Raw genomic sequence first — 15,232 nt, 5'->3', positions numbered from 1 at the left:
TTAAGTCTACGGGCCTTTTACTTGGCCTGCGCCGCCTTCAGCTCCATCAGCAGCGCGTGCAGCATCTCGGTAGACAGGCCGTGCACCACCAGCCGGTGCCCGGCGCGCAGCGTGCTCAGCGGCACGAGAGGGTGCTTGTTGTTGAGCAGGATCAGGTGCTCGGGCGCGTTCAGGATGGTGGCGGTGTAGATGCCAATGGTTTCGTCCAGTTGCAGCGAATTGGCGGCGCGCCAGAAGTCGTTGTCGGTCAGAAACAGCTGGTAGATGGGGGTGAAGCACTCGATGGCGGTTTGCAGGTCTACCTTGTTCCAGCGGCCATGCGGGAACTGCTCCACCGTTAATGGCGGCTCCACCACCATGCTGAAGTCGGGCTTTTCTACAAACTGCAGTCGCTGCCCGGCATCGCGCAGGGTCTGGTTCAGGCGGATCACAAAGTTGAACAGGTTCAGGTCGTGCTTGAGGAAGGTCTCGTCCTTCAGGTCGTCCAGCGTCAGGGGCCGCAGTGGGTTGGTGGCGACCGGCGTGGGGGCGTTTTTGGCGATGAACTCCAAGATCTGCCCGCCCATGTGGAAGTGGCGCATCACCAGCCAGTTGGCCTCGGGCGAGACCAGGCGCTTGAGCCCCTCGGCCAGCAGTTGGTGCAGCATTTTCGATGCCGCCCAGCCCTTGGGCATGAAGGCTTTGACCACCTGGATCAGCACGATGCAGGTGCGCGCCAGGGGCCGCACAAAGGGCAGCAGGAATTGGCGGGATGCCGAACTCGAATCCTCCAGCCAAGCCTGCTTCACGTGGTCGGGCAGGGGCGTGCTTTGGTCCAGGTACAGCGCCAGCCAGGGGCTGGGGTCAGAAGGGTCGTGGTCGCGGGCGAGCAGGTCGGGCAGGCGTTTCATTGGGAATGTGAAGTTCGGGCGATGTGTTCAAACTGCATCAGGTACAGCTGGGCCGTGTGGCGGGCGGTTTGCAGGATGGCATCGGCTGCGCGCGGGTCCAGCGCCAGGGTGATTTCTATCGCTGCCAGCCAGCGGGCCAGGTGGTGCTCGTCATTGGCTCCGTGGTATTCCAGAAAACGAAACGCGCTGGGCGGCAGCTTGACCTGCTGGCGCAGCAGTGGCAACAGGGCGGGCACGATGCGCTGGCCCGTGCCCTCGATGATGTAGATGGCACCCAGCAGGCCCAGCGGGTTCTCTGTGGCGGCCAGGGCATGCAGGTAGCTGTTGAGTGCCTCGCCGCCGGGGTTGCGGGCCAAGGCATCCAGCGGCTGCGTGCCACCTGCGGCCAGGTAGTCGCCGTAGAGGATGTGAAAGTCGTCCTGCTCGTCGCTGGCATGGGTCTCTATCAGCGCGCCCAGTTCGGCAAAGGGCCCCGTGAGCGAGGCCACGGCCTTGCGCATCCACTGGCTGCCCTGGCGCACCTGGGGCACCCACTGCGCTGTCCAATTACGGTAATCCCCCACGCCAAACTGCCCCGCCACCAGCTTGTGGATGACCGGGCTGCGCCATACGTCCGAGCGGTAGCCGTGCCAGATGCTGGCCAGGGCGGTGAGCAGCGGTTGCAGCGTGGGCGGGGCAACTTGCGGGTCGTGCGGGGCGGCGATGGTGGGGGGCTGTTGTGCGATAGGCGCCGTAACCGTCTGCGTGGCGGGTGCATCCGCCGCCTCCACCTCCAGCAGCATGTAGGCGGCGCTGATGCGGCCCGATTCGGGGATGAAGCAGAGAATTTTTTCGCCCGGCTTCAGGGTGCGGGTGGCGATGAACTCGGCCAGCATGATGAATATCGATGCCGCCCCGGTGTTGCCCCGCGTGCGCAGGTTGTTGTACCAGCGCTCAGGCGGAATCGTCAGCCCGGCCTTGGCCAGCAGGTCGGCCACCACGGGCATAAATTTTTCCGACGAGTAGTGGCACAGAAAGTGGTCAATCTCGCTGGACTGCACCCAGCCCGCGTCCACCAGTTTCACGTACTCGTGGATACACACGTCGAACAAGTGCGGCAGCAGGCGGATGTCCTGGCGCAGCGACATGGCCCCGGCGGCCTCGGCCTCGCTGGCGCTGGGGTAGTCGAGGAAGGAGGTGCTGCGGTCTTCGCTCAGGCCCAGTTGCATGCACACCGGGTAGTCGCCTGCAAAGCTTTGCTGGTGTACCCAATGGAGCTTGAGGCGCACCTTGGCGCGGCCTTGCGGCGTGTGCAGGCCCTGCGTACTGTTACCCAGCAGCAGCGCGCCTGCGCCGTCCGACAGCATCCAGCGCAAAAAATGCGCATCGAAGTCGCTCTGGTAGCCGCGCGGGCCAAAGCGGCTGCGCTTGAACATGCGCGAGGGCATCTCTGCCGCCACCGCCAGTGCCTTCTGGTGCGCGCCCAGCTCGATGCCCTGCGCGGCGTGCAGGATGGCGGTGACCCCCGCCGCGCACACGCCCTGGCTGGACAGCGTGCCCATGGGTGGCGCGCCCATTTCGCCCTGCACCATGTTGGCAAAGCCGGGCATCAGCGCGTCGCCACCGGATGAGCCCACGCTGAGCAGCGACACATCGGCGATGTTGGCTCCCGCCTGGCCCAGGCAGTCGCGCACGGCGGCGGCGGCCATCTGGGCGTGGGATATGGTCGTGCGGCCCTCGGTGTCTATCGCGTAATGGCGCGACTGGATGCCGTTCTCGGCCAGGATGCGGGCCTTGATGCGGCTGGAGATGCGGTTCAGCGGCGCGATGTAGGCATCCATCTCGTCGTTGGCGATGGGCGCGCCGGGCAAGAAAGAACCTGCGGATTCGATGTAGACGTGGTTAAAACGGGTGGGCATCAGGTGATCTTGTGGGATGGCATGAGTGGCTGGCTGCGGTAACGCGGCAGCAGCAGGCCCAGCACAAAGGTGGTGAACATATACGGCAGCAGCCCGCCGCAATTGAGACGCGGGTGGACCTGGCGGCGCACTTGGGTGTGCAAAGCGGGCAGGGTAGACCAGTGCGCGCGGCCCTGCTGGTGGTGGGCGGTGTGCAGGCCGATGTTGAACAACAGCGGGTTCAGCGCGCCCTCGAAATTGCGGGCGAAATCGGTTTTGGAATAGCCATCGGCATGCGCGTGCTGCAGGTAGTTGGTGGCCAGCAGCCAGTGCAGGCCGTGCAGTTGCGGCAGCAACACCAGCAGCAGCCACTTCTGCCAATCCAGCAGCGCCAGCCCGCCCCAGAGTGCAGCGACCAGCAGGTACTGCAACAGGCAGTAGCGAAACGCCCCCGGCGCGCGCCGACGCAACTTCAGCAGCCAGCGCACAAACAGCGGGTACAGCGCCCAGGTGGCTTGCAGGGGATGCAGCAGATAGCCCGCCAGGTGGTTGTGGTCGCCGCCAAAGCGGTAGGTGCGCGCAGCGTCCTTTGGGCCGTGGTGGTAACGGTGGTGGTTGGCGTTGTGGGTGGCGTGGAACACAAAGCCGGGGTGGCCTTGCAGCAAGGTCAGCCACAGGTCGGTAGCACGGTTCAACCCCCGGCTGCGCCACATCTTCAGGTGCGCGTGGTTATGGTGCACCACGCTGATGCCCAGGGTCAAAAACAGCATCGGCAGGTAGAGCCACCAATGGATGCCATAGCGCCACTGCCACACCACCAGCGCGGGCAGGGCCAGCAGGTACAGCAGCGACTGCCAGTCACGCGGGTGGCGCAGCATGCTTGTTCTTGTGATTCTGGGCTTGGTGGCGGGCAATATGACCTTGGGCCGCATCCGGCGGCAGCGCCGTGCCGCACAGCCGGTCCATGAACGGAAACATAAAGCCAAAGTTGCCCTGGTAGCAGGCGTGGTGCAGGTGGTGGCGGCGGGCCCCGTTGAGCCACCAGCGGTCGTGGTCGGCATCGGGCAAAAAGTCGTAATTGGAGTGGCCGATGTTGTTGAACACAATGCTGAACACCGGCACCGCCAGCAGCGACCACACGTTGAAGTCATGCACCAGCATGGGCAACAGAATCACATTGCCCAGCATCATCGCCTCCACCGGGTGAAAGCAGTAGCTAGACCAGGGCGTGACCACCACCGAGCGGTGGTGCACCAGGTGAAACTGGCGCAACCAGGGCCGGTGCAGCAGCCAGTGGTTGGCGTAGAAGTGCACTTCGTTCCACACCACCAATACGCCAATTTCCAGCGCGATTTGCCAGCCACTCGCACCCATGGACAGGTGGGCCCAGCCGAGTTGCAAAAAGCCCCAGGGCACGACGCTGCCCACGCCAAACAGCAGGATGGCGATGGCCGATTGCCGGAGCTCACGGGCGGTTTGTCCGGGGCTGGTGGGGCGCGGGTCCAGCGGGCCGCCGCGGCCCCAGCGGGGCATGAGATGGCGCACGATGAACAGGTTCAACGCACCGGTGCCCAGGTACAGCACGCCGAAAAAACCGCAGCCCCACAGCATGATCTGGGCCCAGCTCAGGTGAAGAATGGTGTCGCGCATCGATGGCAGGCAAAAAGATAGGGCAGTGTGGTGCTCAGTTTACTGTAGCACTCCAGGCAGGTACAGCGGGCGGTGTCGTTGGCTTGTAAATTGCTAGTGTCACAAAATGGTCGCAAAGTGGTCATATATCGTCACTACGATTGTGCAAGCACAGGGCTGGCAGTAGTATGCAATCGGGGAGTACCAGGCGTATTTTCTGCCTTCATGCCGCCAGCCCAGGCTGGGTATTTGCAAACGGATGCGCTTGTGTAGACGTTTGCAGAACCCTGATCTTTCATCTGCCCAATGTGTCTTCTTCGGATTACCGACATCTCAAAAAGGAAGTGATATGCATCGTCAAATGTTCAAGGTTCTTGCCGTCTCCGCAGCTGTTTCTGCGGCATTGGGTGGTGCACAGAATGCATCGGCCCAATCGGCCCAGTTGATTGCAGCGGCCAAGGCAGAAGGCCAACTGACTGTGATTGCGCTGGCCAATTCCTGGTGCGGCTACGGCAATCTGATCAAAACCTTCAAGGCCAAGTACGGCCTCAAGGTCAATGAACTGAACCCCGATGCCGGTTCGGGCGACGAGTTGGAGGCTATCAAGGCCAACAAGGACAACAAGGGCCCGCAAGCCCCCGACGTGATCGATGTGGGCTTATCGTTTGGCCCGCAGGCCAAAGCCGCCGGGTTGCTGCAACCCTACAAAGTCGCCACCTGGGACACCATTCCCGCCGACTCCAAGGATGCCGATGGCTACTGGTACGGTGACTACTACGGCGTGCTGGCCTTCGAGGTCAATACCGACCTGATCAGCAAAGTGCCAGCCGACTGGAGCGACCTGCTCAAGCCCGAGTACAAAAATTCGGTCGCCCTGGCCGGTGATCCGCGTACTTCCTCACAGGCCATCCAGGGGGTGTATGCCGCAGGTGTGGCCATGGGCGGCAAAGACCCGGCATCCATCAGTGCGGCGGGTTTGAAGTATTTTGCCGACATGAACAAGGCGGGCAACTTTGTGCCCGTGACTGGCAAGGCCGCATCGCTGGCGCAAGGCACAACACCCATCATCATCCGTTGGGACTACAACGCACTGGCCGACCGCGACGCGCTCAAGGGCAACCCCAAGGTGGCCGTAGTGGTGCCCAAGACCGGTGTGGTGGCAGGCGTGTATGTGCAGGCCATCAGCGCGTATGCACCCCACCCCAATGCCGCCAAGCTGTGGATGGAGTTTTTGTACTCCGATGAAGGCCAGACGGGTTGGCTCGATGGCTACTGCCATCCCATCCGTTTTGCCGACATGGTGGCCAAGAACAAGTTCCCCAAGGCTATGCTGGACAAACTGCCGCCGGCTGACGGCTATGCCCGCGCTGTATTCCCCACGCTGGACCAGCAAAACGCCTCCAAAGAGGCCATCACCAAGCAGTGGGATGCGGTGGTGGGCGCCAACGTAGCGAAGTAAAGCCGCGCCTCTTCAGGTGTGTCTTGGCATGGCCTCTTGGGGCCATGCCAAGTTTTTTTGGGGCTTGGATTCTTGGCTGAAAGGCGTAGCACCTCGTGGCACATAGTTTGAATTCTGGCGGCGGGGCTGCGCCCACATCCGTCCCTTGGCACTGGTTGGGCGTGTTTCCGTTTTTGGTGTTCGCCGCCATGTTTCTGATTTTGCCCACTGCGTATCTGATGGTGGGGGCGTTCCAGGATGGGGATGGCGGTTTCACGCTGGCCAACATCCGGGGGCTGTTCGAGCCCAATGTGCTCAGTGCCTACTGGATCAGTATTCGCATCAGTGCCGCCTCGGCCCTGGGCGGTGGTGCCATTGGTTTCCTTTTGGCCTGGGCCGCAGTGCAGGGCAAGCTGCCCGCCTGGATCAAGCCCACGCTCATGACGTTCTCCGGCGTGGCCTCCAATTTCGCAGGTGTGCCGCTGGCTTTTGCTTTTCTGGCCACGCTGGGCCGGGTGGGCCTGGTCACGGCGCTGATGCGCAATTACCTGGGGTTTGATCTGTACTCCACCGGCTTCAGCATCCTCAGCTTCACCGGGCTGACGCTGACCTACCTGTACTTTCAAATCCCATTGATGGTGTTGATCATTTCGCCTGCGCTGGAGGGCCTGAAACGCGAGTGGCGCGAAGCCTGCGACTGCCTGGGCGGCTCGGCCTACCACTACTGGCGCTATATCGCGATGCCTGTGCTGTGGCCCAGCATCATGGGGGCCATGCTGCTGCTGTTCGCCAATGCTTTTGGTGCGGTGGCCACAGCCTATGCGCTCACCGGCAGCTCGCTCAACATCGTCCCCATCCTGCTGTACGCGCAGATCCGGGGCGACGTGCTGCACAACCCCAACCTGGGCTACGCGCTGGCCCTGGGCATGGTGGTGATTACGGGTGTTTCCAACGCAGGCTACATCTGGCTGCGCAGCAAATCGGAAAAGGGGCGCACATGAGTTCCAGCTCTTCTTCCCCGTCCAGGTTGGGTGCCTGGATCGCCATCGGCATCGGGGCCAGCTACTTTCTGATTCCGCTCATCGCCACCTTCGAGTTCAGCATGCGCATGCTGCGCGGCGAGTACAGCTTCGAAGCTTATCGGGTGGTGTTTGCCGACCCGCTGTTCCAGGCCACGTTTGGCTACTCGATCCTGATGGCCGTCATCACCATCCTGGTGGGTGTGCTGCTGGTGGTGCCCACGGCCTACTGGGTGCAGCTGCGCCTGCCCAAGCTGCGCCCGCTGGTGGAGTTCATCACCTTGCTGCCGCTGGTGATTCCGGCCATCGTCATTGTGTTTGGTTACCTACGCATCTTTGGCAGCAACTCGTGGATTCCATTGACAGGCAACGAGCGGGCTACCGACTTTTTGCTGATGTGCAGCTACGTGACCTTGTCCTTGCCCTACATGTACCGTTCCGTCGACACCGGCCTGCGCACTATCGACGTGCGTACCCTGACCGAGGCCGCCGAGGTGCTGGGGGCGGGCACCTTCACCATTTTGTTCAAGGTGATTTTTCCGAACCTGCGCTCGGCCATTTTGTCGGGCGCGTTCCTGACCTTTGCGGTAGTGATTGGCGAGTTCACCATGGCCAGCCTGCTGAGCCGCCCGGCGTTTGGCCCCTACCTGCAACTGGTGGGTGCCAACAAGGCCTATGAGCCGTCGGCGCTGGCCATCATGGCTTTCATGATCACCTGGGCCTCCATGGGCCTGATCCAGGTTTTCGGGCGCAATGCCAAGAACGCTGTCAAACAATAATTTTTCAGAAAAACACCCTTACATGGCTTTCCTCGAAATCTCCCATCTGAAAAAGACCTTTGGCACGCAAACCGCCGTGCACGACTTCACCATGGACATCGCCAAGGGCGAGTTCATCACTTTCCTTGGGCCCTCCGGCTGCGGCAAGACCACCATCCTGCGCATGCTGGCCGGGTTTGAAGGCCCGTCGGGCGGCAACATCAAGTTTGACGGCAAGGATGTCACCCACACGCCCACCAGCCAGCGCAACATCGGCATGGTGTTCCAGTCGTACGCGCTGTTTCCCAATATGACGGTGGCCGAGAACATCGGCTTTGGCCTCAAGGTGGCCAAGATGCCGCAAGAGCAGATCCACCTGCGCGTGACCGAGATGCTCAAGCTCATCGGCCTGGCCGCCTTGGGCGCGCGCTACCCCTGGCAGCTGTCGGGCGGCCAGCAGCAGCGGGTGGCCTTGGCCCGTGCGCTGGCGGGCAAGCCGCAGGTGCTGCTGCTGGACGAACCCCTGTCCGCCCTGGATGCCAAGATCCGCGTCTCGCTGCGCGAAGAAATCCGCGCCGTGCAGCGCGAGCTGGGCATCACCTCGGTTTTTGTGACCCACGACCAGGAAGAGGCGCTGTCCATCTCCGACCGCATCGTGGTGCTGAACGAAGGCCGGGTCGAGCAGATCGGCACGCCCAGCGAGGTCTACAACTTTCCGCGCACCCGTTTCGTGGCCTCGTTTGTGGGCACGCTGAACCTGCTGTCGGGCGCGGTGGTCGATCCGGCTGCGGGCCAGATTTCGGTAGCCGGGCAGCCTTTGGTTACCGCCACCAAGATGCCAGGCGCGGTGGCGGGGCAAACCCGGGCGCTGGCCATCCGACCCGAAGCCATCACGTTGGAGCCACCCGTGCCCGGCCGCAACGCTTTGCAGGCCACCGTGGAGGATGTCAACTTTTTGGGTGCGGTGGTGCGTATCCGTGCCCGCACGGGGACTTTTGTGCTGTCGCTGGACGTGTTCAACGATCCGCACCGCGCTCTGCCGCAGCGCGGTGAGAGCGTGACCCTGGGCTTTTCGTTTGACAACCTGCTGGTGCTGGAAGAAACAGTCTGAGCCTTCGCCGCTGTGGTGCTTAAACCGCCGGTACCGAGCGCGTGCCGCCCAGTGTGAGGCGCGCGCACACCCAAGCGGCGATGGCCGACCCGGCAATCCCCAGCACCATGGGCCGGGCGCTGCCGTCCACAAACAGGCCCACCACGGCCATCACCAGCGCGCCCACCACGAACTGGATGGTGCCCATCAGGGCCGATGCGGTGCCGGCTATCTCGCCGTGCTCTTCCAGCGCCAGCACGGCGGTGGTGGGCACCACCAGGCCCAAAAATCCAAAGCCGACGAACAGCAGAGCGATCAGCACATCCAGCCGGTCCACGCCGCCCAGGTTCACCAGCAGCAGCACGCCCATCACCGCCGCAAACCCGGCCACGGCAAAGTTCACCACCTTGACCAGGCCAAAGCGCTGGCTCAGCTGGCCGGTGAACTGCGACACGCCGATGAAGGCGGCGGCGTTGACCGAGAAAGTAAAGCTGTACTCGCGCGGCGTGAGTCCGTAGTGGTCGATCATGATGAAAGACGAATTGGCCAGGTAGGCAAAAAAGCTGGCCATGCCAAAGGCCCCGATCAGCACCAGCCCCAGGTAATGCCGGTCGCGCATTAGCTTGCCGTAGCCCGCCAGGGCGCTGGCTACGCTGCTGTTGACCCGGTCCGCCGCAGGGCGGGTTTCGGGCAGGCTGGTGGCCAGCAGGGCCAGGCCCAGGGCCGCAGCTACCGTGACGGCCCAGAACACGCTGCGCCAGCCAAACCATTCGATCAAAAAGCTGCCCGCCAGCGGGGCCAGGATGGGCGACACGCTGAACACCAGCATCAGCAGTGACATCAGCCGGGCAGCATCGTGGCCGGTGTGCAGGTCGCGCACGATGGCGCGTGGAATCACCATGCCCGCGCAGGCTCCCAGGCCCTGGATGAAGCGCAGCACCACCAGGGTCTGTACGTCGGGGGCCAGCGCGCAGCCAATGCTGCCCGCCGCAAACAGCAGCAGGCCAAAGTACAGCGGTGCCTTGCGGCCAAACATGTCCGACACCGGCCCGTAAATGATTTGCCCAATGCCCATGGACACAAAAAACACCATCAGGCTGAGCTGCACCGCCGCCATGGAGGCGTTCAAGGTCTGGCCGATCGAGGGCAGGGCGGGCAGGTACATGTCGATGGCGAAGGGGCCAATGGCCGACAGCAAACCCAGGACCAGTGCAGTGCGAAAGAAGTTCGATTTCATGTGGTGAGTCTGTAACTGAAACCCAAAAACGGAAAAACCCGCAGAGCGTGTGCTCTGCGGGTTTTAAATTTGGTGGTGATAGGTGGATTTGAACCACCGACATCAGCATTATGAATGCTGCGCTCTAACCAACTGAGCTATATCACCAAAGAGCAAAATTATATACCGGATTTTGCCCCGGTTTTTAGCGGTGCGTAAAAACCGCCTTGCGCTTGTTCAGGAACGCGTCCATGCCTTCGCGTTTGTCGGCGGTGGAGAACATGGCGTGGAACAGGCGGCGCTCGAACAACATGCCTTCGCTCAGGCTGCTCTCGAAGGCGCGGTTGACCGATTCTTTGGTCGCCATCACGGCCAGTTGGCCGTAGTCGCAAATCATCAGCGCCGCACCCAGCACCTCGGTCATCAGCTGGTCCAGCGGCACCACGCGGCTGACCAGGCCCGCGCGTTCTGCCTCGGTGGCATCCATCATGCGGCCCGTCAGCGCCATGTCCATGGCTTTGGATTTGCCCACGGCGCGTGGCAGGCGCTGGGTGCCGCCGCCGCCGGGAATTACGCCCAGCTTGATTTCGGGCTGGCCAAACTTGGCGTTGTCTGCGGCGATGATGAAGTCGCACATCATCGCCAGCTCGCAGCCGCCGCCCAGCGCAAAGCCCGCCACGGCGGCAATTACCGGCTTGCGCACGGTGCGCATGGTCTCCCAGTTGCGGGTCACGAAGTCGGTCTTGAAGGTCTCGGCAAAGTCGTAGGCGGCCATGGCCGCGATGTCCGCGCCCGCCGCAAAGGCCTTCTCGCTGCCGGTGACGACCATGCAGCCAATGGCGGGATCGGCATCAAACGCCTTGAGTGCGTGGCCCAGCTCGTCCATCAGCTGGTCGCTCAGTGCATTGAGCTGCTTGGGGCGGTTCAGGGTGACGATGCCGACCTTGCCCGCTTCGGTGGTCACGGTAATTGCCTGGTAGTCCATTAAAAATCCTTTTGGGTTTGCTATTGAATTAAGAGCTGTTTACGCTTATTAAATAAGCGGTAGAGGCACTTTTATATATAAATCAGGTTTTGCCAGGCTCCAGCCAGGCCATCACGGCGCGCGGATTCTCGGTGGCCAGCCGCCAGGTGGTGGTGCTGGCCACCGTGGGCAGGGTCAAATGCAGGCGCAGCAGGCGCTTGTCGCGTGCCACCAGGGCGGTGACCTGGCGGGTGGTGCCCGCGTACAGCAACAGATCGTCCAGTTTGGCCATGCGCCAGCCGCCATCGGAGGTTTCCACGCCCAGCCATTCGTCGCCTGCAGCCATACCCGCCTGCTCGGCAGCGCCGCCGCGCAGCACCACCTTGACCTGCACGCCCTGGGTCTCACCCACACGCAGGCCCAGGCGCTGGGCCAGTTGGGCCGGGTCTTCATGCACCGCCACGCCGTGGCCGGCCAGCAGGTCTTTCAACGGCAAGTCGGCGGTACCGTGCACCCAGGCCTGGATTTCCGCTTCGAAGCTGCGCCCGGCCAGGTCGGCCAGCACCTCGGCAAAGTCGGCCTCGCGCATGGGCCCGGCCTGGCAGCGCTGCCACAGGGCGCGCATCACCTCGTCCAGCGTGGTCTGGCCCTGGCCGCGCAGCGTCAGGTCGAAGCACAGGGCCACCAGCGCGCCCTTGGTGTAGTAGCTGACGGTGGCGTTGGGCGTGTTTTCGTCCTGCCGGTAGTACTTGACCCACGCGTCCATGCTGGCCTGGGCGACAGACTGCACAAAGCGGCCCGGCGTTTGCTGCACCTGGTTGATGGTTTTGTTCAGCAGCTTGAGGTAGTGGGCGTTGTCCAGCAGCCCGGCGCGGCGCAGCAGCAGGTCGTCGTAATAACTGGTGAAGCCTTCAAAAAACCACAGCAGCCGGGTGTACTGCTCCGCGTCATAGGCGTAGCGCGCAAACTCGGCCGGGCGCAGGCGCTTGACGTTCCAGGTGTGGAAGTATTCGTGGCAGATCAGCCCCAGCAGGGTGGTGTAGCCCTCGCTGCGCTTGACCGGAGCGGCGGGCTTTTTGGCCTCGGCATCCGGCGTGCGCGGCAGGTCGCGGCGGTTGCAGACCAGCACGGTGGAGTTGCAGTGCTCCAGCCCGCCGTAGCCGTCGTCCACCGCGTTGAGCATGAAGACGTAGCTTGTGTGCGGCGGCTTGCCGGGGCGTTTGCCGTCGCCGTTGGCGCTGTGCCAGAAGCGGATCTCGGCCTCGCAAATGGCCTTGGTATCGGCCAGCAGCCGCGCGCCGTCGAACGAGGGCGGCGCGCCCGCCACCACAAAGCGGTGTGGCACGCCACAGGCCTTGAACTCACCGCTCCAGAACGTGCCCAGCTCCACCGGGCAGTCCACCAGTTCGTCATAGCTGGCGGCTTGGTACTGGCCAAAGCCTGCGGGGTCGATCTTGGTGGCGGTGAGCCCGGTGGCCACCGACCAGTGCGCGATGGCCGGGCTGGCCACCAGCTCCAGCCCGTGCGGCGTGTCTTCTTGCCCATGCACCCGCAAAAACAGGCTGGTGCCGTTAAAGAAGCCGCGCGTCGCGTCCAGCCAGGCGGTGCGCACGGATGCGTCATTGGCGTAGACCTCACACACCAGCACCAGCGGCTTGCCCGGCTGGGCTGCAACTTCCCAGGTGTTTTTGTCCAGCTGCTGCACGGGCAGGGCGCGCTTGCCCTGGCGGGCCTGCAGGTGCTGCAGGTTTTTGGAAAATTCGCGGACCAGGTAGCTGCCTGGAATCCACACCGGCAGCGACACCCGCTGCAGGGCGGCGGGCTGGGCGATGGTCAGCGTAACGCGGAACAGGTGGGCGTGGAGATTAGCCACCTCCACGCGGTAATGGACGGGAGTGGTCGCGGTGGGGTTGGGCATAGCACCAAGAATACCCCACTGGAGTCAGGTGCCTGCAGCCCCTAGCACGCAGCAGACCACCGCCACGACGGTGATGCGCAGGCGCATCGGCAGCCAGGCCGCCAGCCCTACGCCAGGCCAGGTCTTGAAGTCCACCACGCAGCAGGCCACCAGCAGCAAGCCCAGCAGTGGCAGGCCCGCGTAGGCCGGCATGACCACCGCCACCCAGGCCACCAGCGAAGGCACCACGCCCCAGACGAGGTGCCACCGGCCATGTGGTGCGTTCAGCGTATCGGGGCGCAGTGCAATGCCCCAGTGGATGCCGCCCAGGAACGCGGCAACCACCCCGGCATAGCTGACCAGCGCGATGGCGATAAAGGGGTGCAGATCGGCCGATACCAGCCACATCAGCGCGGCCAGCAGCACAAAAGGCACCAGGCCCAGGTAGGACAGGCGGCGCACCAGGGTTTCTGCAGGCAGGGTATGCAACATACTTTGCTTCATATTTAATAGCTTCTTACGCCCTATCCATAAGCGCAAGAGGCCTGAAAGGCATAAAACTCTGGGTTACTTGATCTTGGCGAGCTGGGCTTCAATTTGCTCTACCGGAATGGCGCCGGGGATGCGCGAGCCGTCGGCAAACAGCAGCGTAGGCGTGCCGGTGATGCGGTATTTGCGGCCGAACTCGACGTTGCGGGCCAGTGCAGGCGCGTCGCAGCTGGCGGCGGCGGCGGCGGGCACCTGGTTGCGCAGCATCCAGTCGTTCCAGGCCTTGGCCTTGTCTTTGGCGCACCAGATGTTGCGCGACTTTTCGGTGGAGTCGGCGCTCAGGATGGGGTAGAGGTACAGCGAGATGGTCACGTTGTCCACCTTCTGCAAATCCTTCTCGAAGCGCTTGCAATAGCCGCAGTTGGGGTCTTCGAACACCGCAATCTTGCGTTTGCCGTTGCCGCGCACGATGGTGAACGCGTCTTTGCTGGGCAGGCTGTCGAAGTCCACCGCGCTGAGTTTGTTGAGACGCTCTTCGGTGAGGTTGCGGCGGGCCTTGGTGTCGATCAGGTTGCCCTGGATTAGAAAGTTGCCATCGGCATCGGTGTACATGATGTCGCTCTCGGCGGTGCGCAGCTCGAACAGGCCGGGCATCGCGCTTTTGGTGATCTCTTCGATCTTGGGCATTTGCGGAATGCGCTCGGCCAGGTTTTTGCGGATGGAGGCTTCGTCGGCCTGCGCACCCAGGCAGGCGATGGCGATGGCCGTGGCTGCCGCGTATTTCATCAATGTCATGTCAATTTCCCGATCAATTCCCAAGAGTTTCCAATCCCATGGCCTGCCGCGCGACCCAGGCTTTCACCCAGCCGCTGCGCTCAAACCCCTGCATGCCCCAGTTGCGCAGCCCCTGCGTGGTGGCATCGCCGCGCGCAAACAACTGCTGCAAACCGTCCGTCGCCCCGCCCACCGCCAGCAGCGCCGTCTTGCGCGCCCGCTCGTACTGCCGCAGCAATTTCACATCGCCCACACTGCGCCAGTAGTCGCGCCCGTGTAGCACCTGCGCCAGCGTGGCCGCATCGCCCAGGCCCAGGTTCAGCCCCTGGCCCGCCAGCGGGTGCACGGTGTGGGCGGCGTCGCCTGCCAATACCCATGCACGCTGGTCCTTGCTGCCAATCCAATGGTTGGCCTGCGCCTTGTGCAGCGGCCAGGCTCCCCGTGGACCATCCAAAGTAAGTACCCCCAGCGCGCCGTGGCTGGCCTCTTGCAAAGCCAGGCAGAAATCTTCGGGCGACAAGGCCAGCAGCGCGGCTGCACGGGCCTCTTGCACAGACCACACCACGGCCACAGAGTTCCCAGCCTCGCCCTGCAAGGGCAAAAAAGCCAGGATTTCGCCGTTGGCAAACCATTGCCGCGCGGTTTGTCCGTGCGGCTTTTCGCACACCAGCCGGGTGGCGATGGCTTGCTGGTGGTAGGGCATGCTGTCGAACTCCACGCCCAGCTCGGCCCGGGTGGCGCTGGCCTTGCCTTCGCAGACCACGGTCAGCGCGGTGTTAACGGGGGCCTCCACCACCTCGATCATCGGCTGGTAGCGCACGGCCTCGCCCAGGCGGGCTTCCAGTGCGGGCACGTCCACAATCCAGGCCAGCGCAGGCGCGCCCTGCTGGCTGGCGGTAAACGTGACCTCGCCGCCCTTGTCGCCCCACACCTGCATCTGCTGCACGGCGGTGGCGTGCTCCGCATCGGGCCAGCAGCGCAGGGATTCGAGCAGCGTGCGCGATGCTGCATTGAGCGCGTAGGCGCGCACGTCGTCGGCCGGGTGGGGGTGGGCCGGGTCGGCCACCAAAGCCACGCGCAGCCGGTCGCGCGCCAGCAACAACGCCAAAGTGCGGCCGACAATGCCAGCGCCACGGATACAAATGTCAAAAGGTTGGGCCATCTTTCGATTGTAGGAGCGGGGCACAATGC

Annotated in this window: 14 protein-coding genes and 1 tRNA gene; 4 read left to right on the top strand and 11 right to left on the bottom strand. The window is 63.4% G+C overall.

Going from position 1 to position 15,232, the window contains the following annotated elements:
- Nucleotides 1-17: 17 nt before the first annotated feature.
- Genes AC097O_RS12925 through AC097O_RS12910 form a run of 4 tightly spaced genes read right to left on the bottom strand, consistent with a single transcriptional unit; the run spans nucleotide 18 to nucleotide 4,417 of the window.
- A complete protein-coding gene (locus AC097O_RS12925) occupies nucleotides 18-890 on the bottom strand; it encodes a DUF6999 family protein (RefSeq protein ID WP_479593218.1) in 873 nt (290 codons plus the stop codon).
- The gene (locus AC097O_RS12920) at nucleotides 887-2,788 is read right to left on the bottom strand and encodes an iron-containing redox enzyme family protein (RefSeq protein ID WP_479593217.1); all 1,902 of its coding nucleotides are present in this window, start codon (nucleotides 2,786-2,788) and stop codon (nucleotides 887-889) included. The genes AC097O_RS12925 and AC097O_RS12920 overlap by 4 nt, the downstream gene beginning before the upstream one ends.
- Nucleotides 2,788-3,645: a fatty acid desaturase gene (locus AC097O_RS12915; protein WP_479593216.1), complete on the bottom strand. Its 858-nt coding sequence runs from the start codon at nucleotides 3,643-3,645 to the stop codon at nucleotides 2,788-2,790. The genes AC097O_RS12920 and AC097O_RS12915 overlap by 1 nt, the downstream gene beginning before the upstream one ends.
- A complete protein-coding gene (locus AC097O_RS12910) occupies nucleotides 3,626-4,417 on the bottom strand; it encodes a sterol desaturase family protein (RefSeq protein WP_479593215.1) in 792 nt (263 codons plus the stop codon). The genes AC097O_RS12915 and AC097O_RS12910 overlap by 20 nt, the downstream gene beginning before the upstream one ends.
- Before the next feature lie 328 nt (nucleotides 4,418-4,745).
- On the opposite strand from AC097O_RS12910, the gene AC097O_RS12905 reads away from it, so the two are divergent.
- From AC097O_RS12905 to AC097O_RS12890, 4 genes are all read left to right on the top strand, one after another.
- Nucleotides 4,746-5,855, top strand: coding sequence for an ABC transporter substrate-binding protein (locus AC097O_RS12905; RefSeq protein WP_479593214.1), 1,110 nt, complete (start codon nucleotides 4,746-4,748; stop codon nucleotides 5,853-5,855).
- A 107-nt stretch (nucleotides 5,856-5,962) separates the two neighbouring features.
- Entirely contained in the window at nucleotides 5,963-6,835 is an 873-nt protein-coding gene (locus tag AC097O_RS12900) for an ABC transporter permease subunit (RefSeq protein WP_315183204.1), read from the top strand.
- Complete coding sequence (locus tag AC097O_RS12895; protein ID WP_315208281.1) at nucleotides 6,832-7,632, top strand: ABC transporter permease subunit; 801 nt, start codon at nucleotides 6,832-6,834, stop codon at nucleotides 7,630-7,632. Before AC097O_RS12900 ends, AC097O_RS12895 begins: the two co-directional genes overlap by 4 nt.
- A 22-nt stretch (nucleotides 7,633-7,654) precedes the next feature.
- On the top strand, nucleotides 7,655-8,722 hold the full coding sequence (locus AC097O_RS12890) for an ABC transporter ATP-binding protein (RefSeq protein WP_479593213.1): 1,068 nt from the start codon (nucleotides 7,655-7,657) through the stop codon (nucleotides 8,720-8,722).
- Between the two features lie 19 nt (nucleotides 8,723-8,741).
- Here the strand turns inward: AC097O_RS12890 and AC097O_RS12885 are convergent, their stop codons facing one another.
- The 7 genes from AC097O_RS12885 to AC097O_RS12855 all read right to left on the bottom strand — a co-directional run bounded on the left by AC097O_RS12885 (nucleotide 8,742) and on the right by AC097O_RS12855 (nucleotide 15,203).
- On the bottom strand, nucleotides 8,742-9,938 hold the full coding sequence (locus AC097O_RS12885) for a multidrug effflux MFS transporter (protein ID WP_479593212.1): 1,197 nt from the start codon (nucleotides 9,936-9,938) through the stop codon (nucleotides 8,742-8,744).
- 70 nt (nucleotides 9,939-10,008) lie between these two features.
- Nucleotides 10,009-10,085 (bottom strand) — tRNA-Met (locus AC097O_RS12880).
- Nucleotides 10,086-10,122: 37 nt separating this feature from the next.
- The gene (locus AC097O_RS12875) at nucleotides 10,123-10,902 is read right to left on the bottom strand and encodes an enoyl-CoA hydratase (protein WP_479593211.1); all 780 of its coding nucleotides are present in this window, start codon (nucleotides 10,900-10,902) and stop codon (nucleotides 10,123-10,125) included.
- 82 nt (nucleotides 10,903-10,984) lie between these two features.
- Nucleotides 10,985-12,799, bottom strand: coding sequence for a M61 family metallopeptidase (locus tag AC097O_RS12870; protein WP_479593210.1), 1,815 nt, complete (start codon nucleotides 12,797-12,799; stop codon nucleotides 10,985-10,987).
- 24 nt (nucleotides 12,800-12,823) lie between these two features.
- Nucleotides 12,824-13,270, bottom strand: coding sequence for a DUF3429 domain-containing protein (locus AC097O_RS12865; RefSeq protein WP_479593209.1), 447 nt, complete (start codon nucleotides 13,268-13,270; stop codon nucleotides 12,824-12,826).
- 75 nt (nucleotides 13,271-13,345) lie between these two features.
- Nucleotides 13,346-14,062 (bottom strand): DsbC family protein, encoded by a 717-nt coding sequence (locus AC097O_RS12860; protein WP_479593208.1) that lies wholly within the window; start codon nucleotides 14,060-14,062, stop codon nucleotides 13,346-13,348.
- Nucleotides 14,063-14,075: 13 nt separating this feature from the next.
- Nucleotides 14,076-15,203: an FAD-dependent monooxygenase gene (locus AC097O_RS12855; RefSeq protein WP_479593207.1), complete on the bottom strand. Its 1,128-nt coding sequence runs from the start codon at nucleotides 15,201-15,203 to the stop codon at nucleotides 14,076-14,078.
- Nucleotides 15,204-15,232 lie beyond the last annotated feature (29 nt).

The sequence above is a fragment of the Rhodoferax sp. LS1P39 genome, from assembly GCF_056521425.1.
This window is presented reverse-complemented; position numbering and strand designations above follow the sequence as displayed.